Raw genomic sequence first — 6,220 nt, 5'->3', positions numbered from 1 at the left:
ATCATTCTGTGCTTCTATGGTCTTTGCATTTAAAGTATCAACATCTACTATAGCTTCTCTTCTATGCCATGCGAATTGTTTTACAAAACTTCTATCTCTCTCTAGATTTGGAATATAGGCCTTCACTGGTGGTGCCCAAACATTTCCACTTGCAATATTAAAATCCAATATTATTTTTTTTGTAGGCTTGGTTTTAAAATGTCCTTCGAGGCGTGTAAATAATAATCCTAATGGGTGTGTAGAAAGTATTGATGGCTTAGTTATTTCTAAAGAATCAGATTCTTCATGGTTTTGAGCAGAAAGAAGATTTGTAAATAGAACAATTGATAAAATAAAACAAGTTTTTATTACCTTCATAAAAGACTTTTACAATAAAGTGGGTTACTTCGCAAATATAGTTAAAACACTTGTGTATAATAATAGGTCTAATTGAATGCGTTAAATCCTTAAATTTGATAAAATTTAAATTATATATATGAAGTGTGTTTTAGTTCTAGGTGTTTTCTTAATGACCATAAATGTTTTTTCACAAGAAAAAGATAATGAACTACCATACTATGAAGTACCAGACTATTCATCAGAATTTACTGCTGGTACAATAGCAGCACGTATGGTAGATGCTTTGGGTTTTCGGTATTATTGGGCAAGTGACAGTCTTACCAAAAAAGATTTGGTTTATAAAGCCAACGAGGATGGTAGATCTTCAGAAGAAACAATAAAGCATATTTATGATTTATCTAAAATCATTGTGAATTCTACATTAAAGAAATCAAATTCAAGGGATAAAGAAGATTTATCCTATGCAGATATGCGTACTAAGACATTAAATAATCTCAAAACTGCTGCTGATATTTTAAGAGCTAGTAAAGATATTTCGCAATACAAAATTATTTTTGGTGAACAAGAAATTCCGTTTTGGAATCAGGTTAATGGACCAATTGCAGATGCAATTTGGCATTGTGGACAGCTAGTCATTTATAGACGAACTACAGGTAATCCAATTAATCCAAAAGTGAATCATTTTACAGGAAAAGTTAAAGACTAATGGATACAAACAAGCAAGGCTATTTAAAGCAAATTCATCCTGTGCTCCCAGTTAAGGATATTACAAAAACTATTGATTATTATGTGAGCAAGTTAGGTTTTAAACTCGCTTTTACAGATACTACAGACGCAAATGGATATGCAGGTGTAGGTCGTGATGGTATAGAAATTCATTTACAATGGCATGATAGTATTGAATGGGAAAATGGTTTTAATACTCAAATGCTACGTATCTATGTAGAACATATAGAACAATTATTTGAAGAGTATAAAACGAAAAATGTATTTCATAAAAATACGACTTTAAAAAGTACTCCTTGGAGAACTAAAGAGTTTGCTTTCTATGATTTGTTTGGTAACGGATTAACTTTCTATAGAGATAATTAAATAAGATATTAAATCGTTCCTTATTGATGTTCATAATTAATATACTACTGCAATAAATAAATGGATTAGTCACTTTTTTCTTCGTCATCTTCGTTTTTCATTTTAATATATCGAGAGACCAATCGTATTCCTAATCTTGCAAAAAGGATAACCGCAAATACCATTACTATATCTAATCCTGTCATTATTTATTATGATTGCTATTTATTAGTATATGTCTTTTCAAATAAGTTACAAATAACTAAGCCACCATTTGTCTTTATTGTTGGCTTTGTATTGCATATACTTTTTACAAACAGGATATAGAAGTAGGACAATTGCAATCCATACGAGATAAACTGTAAATAAGGAGTAACCATAACCTTGAAGTAAACCAGAACTCATAGTGTCATTATCTAAAATCATCAATTTCCAATCTTTCCCAGTAATTAATAATCCAATGATTGCACCAATATGAATAATAAAGATGTGTAATATATAATAGAAGAAAGGAACTCTTCCAAAAACCAATAAAAAGTTAGTGCTAGCGTTTTTAATATTTTCAATGAAATATAAAAATAATAATGCTGGCCCTAATGTTATCAAAAGGTATGCTAGTGATGGTGGATATTTACTCGCATTAAGGAATGAAATAATTGTTTTCTCTGTTGTTTCTTGAGTTATCCAAGGAACTAAGTCTCCATAAAAATTAAGTCCTCTAAACACAAAAAATAAGATTGCGGTAGATATGCCAATGTATAAAAGCCATTTTTTTCTGAAAGTTACAGATGCATCTTTTTTGTAAAACTCTCCAAAACAATACCCTAAAAAAATAACGCCAATCCAAGGTAAAATAGGGTAAGAAAATGATACAAAATGACCTTCGCCTACACTGAAACCATTACCTTGATGAAGCATATACCAAAGTAGAGAGGGAATGCTATCACCTTTCATTACAATACTATCTAATGCATTATGTCCAAAAACAATCAGCAATCCAAGAGCTAGAATAATTCGTTTTGGTAAGTAAATAATTAAGCCGAGAACAATCATGCATAAACCAATAGCCCATATAACTTGAAGGTTTGTAAAACCAAAATTAACATCGAACCACCAGAGAAAATTATTAATGAAGATTTCGACAAAAACGAGCCATAATCCACGCGTGATTAAAAATTTGGATAACTGTCCTTTACTTTTATTTTGTCCATATAAAAAGGCAGATGTACCAGCTAAAAACACAAATACTGGTGCGCAATAATGTGTTATAAAACGTGTGCCAAATAAGATGATATTTGTTGATTCTAAGTTTTCAGGATAATTACCACTAAAAGCATTGATATGGTAGTAATCTCTAACATGATCTAAAGCCATAATAACCATAACGAGACCTCTTAGAATATCAATAGATTCTATTCTTGTTGATTTGATTGATTTCATGAATCTTTAATGTTAGAATTAAAAGATTTGAGGAAATTTAAAGGTATAAAAAAAGCGTTACTAATTGTAACGCTTTTTTAGTTAGAGTGAAATCTCAACTTGATTATGTAATATATCATCAAAGGTTTCACGTTTTCTAATAAGATGTGCTTTCCCTTTGTGCAGTAAAACTTCAGCAGGTCTGTAGCGCGAATTATAATTGCTAGCCATAGAATAGCAATAAGCACCAGCATTTTTAAAACAGAGAATATCTCCTTCATTTATTTCAGAAATACGTCTATTATTGGCAAATGTATCCGTTTCACATATGTATCCAACTACTGAGTAAAAACGCTCACGTCCTTTTGGGTTAGAAATGTTTAATATGCTGTGCTGAGAACCATATAACATAGGTCTTATGAGATGATTAAAACCAGAATCAATCTGAGCAAACACAGTAGAAGTGGTTTGTTTCACCACATTTACTTTGGCTAAAAATACTCCAGCTTCACTCACCAAGAATTTACCTGGTTCAAAAGCTAAGGTTAAGTCTTTTCCGTATTCTTTGCAAAACTCATTAAAACGCTTAGATAGTTTTTCTCCTAATTCTTCAATATTGGTTTCAATATCACCAGTTTTATATGGTACTTTAAAACCAGAACCAAAATCGATAAATTCCAAGTTTTTAAAATTCTTAGCAGTTTCAAACAAAATCTCACTTGCATATAAGAAGACATCAATATCTAATATGTCACTACCAGTATGCATATGAATTCCGTTAATATTCATTTTAGTGTTTTCAACAGTACGAAGTATTAAAGGAATCTGATGAATCGAAATTCCGAATTTACTATCTATATGTCCTACTGAAATGTTAGTATTTCCACCTGCCATTACATGAGGATTAATACGAATACAAACCGGAATGTTAGGATGCTTAGTACCAAACTGTTCTAATATTGAAAGGTTATCAATATTAATCTGTACGCCTAATTTTGAAACTTCCTCTATCTCTTCAAGAGAAACTCCATTTGGAGTAAAGATGATGTTTTCTGGCTTAAAACCTGCTTTTAATCCTAATTGCACTTCTTGAATAGATACTGTATCAATACCAGAACCTAGCGTGCTAAATAATTTTAGAACAGAAATATTAGATAATGCCTTAACTGCATAATTAAGCTTTAACTGTTTCACCTTACTAAATGCTTTTGTTAAACGTTTGTACTGATTTGTAATGGTTTCCGCATCATAAACGTAAACAGGACTTCCGAAATCTTTTGCAATTTTTAGTAAGGTAGTATTTTTCATTAGTATTTAAATCTTATAATATTTATTTATTGTGAAGCATCAAATGTAGATGGAATAGGTTTTAAAAACATAAAAATTAAAAAATATTGCTATTTTCACACAAAATGTTAAATAATTAACAAATTTAAACGTGTGAAAACAATAGCAACTTGTGTAGAAGAAATAATAATGTCAAGTCCTTTTTTAGAGGAAGCCTTGTCTCGGCAAATCATTAATTTTTCTGCTTTGGCAAAAGATTTAAATACGCCTATTTCAGAAATGCTTAGAAAACCTGTAAAAGATGGAGCTATAATGATGGCACTGCGACGACACCAACAACCTTTAAATCTTGAAAATTCTGGACGTTTAAAAAAGGTCTTTAAAAACTTAGGAGATATTACAGTGCGTTCAAATTTAAGCGATTTTACATTTCAAAATTCTAAAACATTAATAAATAGTCATGCGCAAGTTTTAGAAAAAATAAGTATGAATCATCAAATTTTTTATGCTTTTACTCGTGGTATGTTTGAAAGCAACATTATTATTTCAACGTCCGAAAAGGAAAGTATCTTAAAAGCATTTGAAAATGAAACACAAATTGGGTTACAAGATAAATTGTCTGCTATCAGTATTTATTTGCCAAAAGGCAATTCGAAAATTGCAGGCTTATATTATCAAATATTTAAGCGTTTAGCTTGGGAAAAGATTACTTTATATGAAGTGGTTTCTACGACCAATGAGTTTACAATAGTTGTTGAAGACGACTTGGTTGACAAAGCATTTTCGGTAATTAAGCGTTTAAAAGACTAAAAAAAACCAAGGAAAATTAAAACTAATAAATAAGATGTGCCATTTATTAAAAACTATTGGCAAAAACGTTTTAGTATGCTTATTTTTGTGCCACCAATAAATTTCTGATAACAAATGAATTTACACGAATATCAAGGAAAAGAATTATTAAGTAGTTTTGGAGTACGCATACAACGCGGAATTGTAGTTCAAAGTGCTAAAGAAGCTGTTGATGCAGCGAAACAACTAACAGCTGAAACTGGCACAGGATGGCATGTTATTAAAGCCCAAGTTCACGCAGGTGGACGTGGAAAAGGTGGTGGTGTAAAACTTGCTAAAAACCTTCAAGAAGTTGAAGAAGTTGCTGGAAACATCATTGGTATGGATTTGGTAACACCTCAAACTTCTGCGGAAGGAAAGAGAGTACACCAAGTTTTAGTCGCTGAAGATGTTTATTACCCAGGAGATAATGAGCCAGAAGAATATTATATGTCTGTGTTGTTAAATCGTGGTACAGGTAAAAATATGATTATGTATTCTACTGAAGGTGGAATGGATATTGAAACGGTTGCTGAAGAAACTCCACATTTAATATTTGCAGAAGAGGTTGATCCTGCATTGGGATTACTTGGATTTCAAGCACGTCGTGTGGCATTTAACTTAGGTCTATCTGGTACTGCGTTTAAAGAAATGACAAAATTTGTTTCTGCATTATATACAGCGTATGTAAAGTCTGATGCTTCATTATTTGAAATCAATCCAGTTTTAAAAACTAGTGATGACAAGATTATGGCGGTTGATGCTAAAGTTACTTTAGATGACAACGCTTTATTTAGACATCGTGATTTAGCACAATTACGTGATTTACGTGAGGAAAATCCAATTGAAGTTGAAGCAGGTGCTTTAGGTTTAAATTATGTGGATTTAGACGGAAACGTTGGTTGTATGGTAAATGGTGCTGGTTTAGCGATGGCAACTATGGATTTAATTAAGCAAGCAGGTGGAGAGCCAGCTAACTTTTTAGATGTTGGTGGTACTGCTGATGCTGCAAGAGTAGAAGCTGCTTTTCAAATTATATTAAAAGATCCTGCTGTAAAAGCCATCTTAATAAACATTTTTGGTGGAATTGTACGTTGTGATCGTGTGGCGCAAGGTGTTATTGATGCCTATAAAAATATGGGTAATATTACTGTACCTATCATTGTACGTTTACAAGGAACAAATGCAGACATTGCTAAAGAATTAATTGATAATTCTGGATTAGATGTAATGAGTGCAACTGAATTCCAAGAGGCTGCAGATAAAGTACAAACAG

6 protein-coding genes and 1 pseudogene are annotated in these 6,220 nt (G+C 31.6%); 4 read left to right on the top strand and 3 right to left on the bottom strand.

From position 1 onward, the window contains the following. Nucleotides 1-357, bottom strand: a pseudogene (locus QZZ53_RS16555) (hypothetical protein); the annotation flags it as partial. A gap of 118 nt (nucleotides 358-475) precedes the next feature. On the opposite strand from QZZ53_RS16555, the gene QZZ53_RS16550 reads away from it, so the two are divergent. Together QZZ53_RS16550 and QZZ53_RS16545 are read left to right on the top strand one after the other, a co-directional pair. After that, nucleotides 476-1,045 carry a hypothetical protein gene (locus QZZ53_RS16550; protein ID WP_296386758.1) on the top strand — a complete coding sequence of 190 codons (570 nt, stop codon included), beginning with the start codon at nucleotides 476-478 and terminating at the stop codon, nucleotides 1,043-1,045. Then, nucleotides 1,045-1,431 (top strand): VOC family protein, encoded by a 387-nt coding sequence (locus tag QZZ53_RS16545; protein ID WP_296386756.1) that lies wholly within the window; start codon nucleotides 1,045-1,047, stop codon nucleotides 1,429-1,431. Before QZZ53_RS16550 ends, QZZ53_RS16545 begins: the two co-directional genes overlap by 1 nt. 231 nt (nucleotides 1,432-1,662) lie before the next feature. Here QZZ53_RS16545 and QZZ53_RS16540 read toward each other — a convergent pair whose 3' ends face one another. Both QZZ53_RS16540 and lysA read right to left on the bottom strand, forming a co-directional pair. After that, nucleotides 1,663-2,850, bottom strand: coding sequence for a heparan-alpha-glucosaminide N-acetyltransferase domain-containing protein (locus tag QZZ53_RS16540; RefSeq protein ID WP_296386754.1), 1,188 nt, complete (start codon nucleotides 2,848-2,850; stop codon nucleotides 1,663-1,665). Nucleotides 2,851-2,931: 81 nt separating this feature from the next. Next, nucleotides 2,932-4,137, bottom strand: coding sequence for a diaminopimelate decarboxylase (gene lysA / locus QZZ53_RS16535; RefSeq protein WP_296386753.1), 1,206 nt, complete (start codon nucleotides 4,135-4,137; stop codon nucleotides 2,932-2,934). A 132-nt stretch (nucleotides 4,138-4,269) separates the two neighbouring features. On the opposite strand from lysA, the gene QZZ53_RS16530 reads away from it, so the two are divergent. After that, nucleotides 4,270-4,926, top strand: a complete 657-nt coding sequence (locus QZZ53_RS16530; protein WP_296386751.1) for a hypothetical protein — start codon at nucleotides 4,270-4,272, stop codon at nucleotides 4,924-4,926. A gap of 114 nt (nucleotides 4,927-5,040) precedes the next feature. Further along, nucleotides 5,041-6,220: ADP-forming succinate--CoA ligase subunit beta (gene sucC, locus QZZ53_RS16525; protein WP_296386749.1), on the top strand; the 1,180-nt coding region annotated here is incomplete at its 3' end.

The sequence above is a fragment of the Winogradskyella sp. genome, from assembly GCF_016744625.1.
Taxonomy (GTDB): domain Bacteria; phylum Bacteroidota; class Bacteroidia; order Flavobacteriales; family Flavobacteriaceae; genus Winogradskyella.
This window is presented reverse-complemented; position numbering and strand designations above follow the sequence as displayed.

Bases quoted from the DNA above. Each gene is read 5' to 3' on its own strand.
- QZZ53_RS16550 (WP_296386758.1), top strand. From the start codon at position 476: ATGAAGTGTGTTTTAGTTCTAGGTGTTTTCTTAATGACCATAAATGTT.
- QZZ53_RS16545 (WP_296386756.1), top strand. From the start codon at position 1,045: ATGGATACAAACAAGCAAGGCTATTTAAAGCAAATTCATCCTGTGCTC.
- QZZ53_RS16540 (WP_296386754.1), bottom strand. From the start codon at position 2,850: ATGAAATCAATCAAATCAACAAGAATAGAATCTATTGATATTCTAAGA.
- lysA (WP_296386753.1), bottom strand. From the start codon at position 4,137: ATGAAAAATACTACCTTACTAAAAATTGCAAAAGATTTCGGAAGTCCT.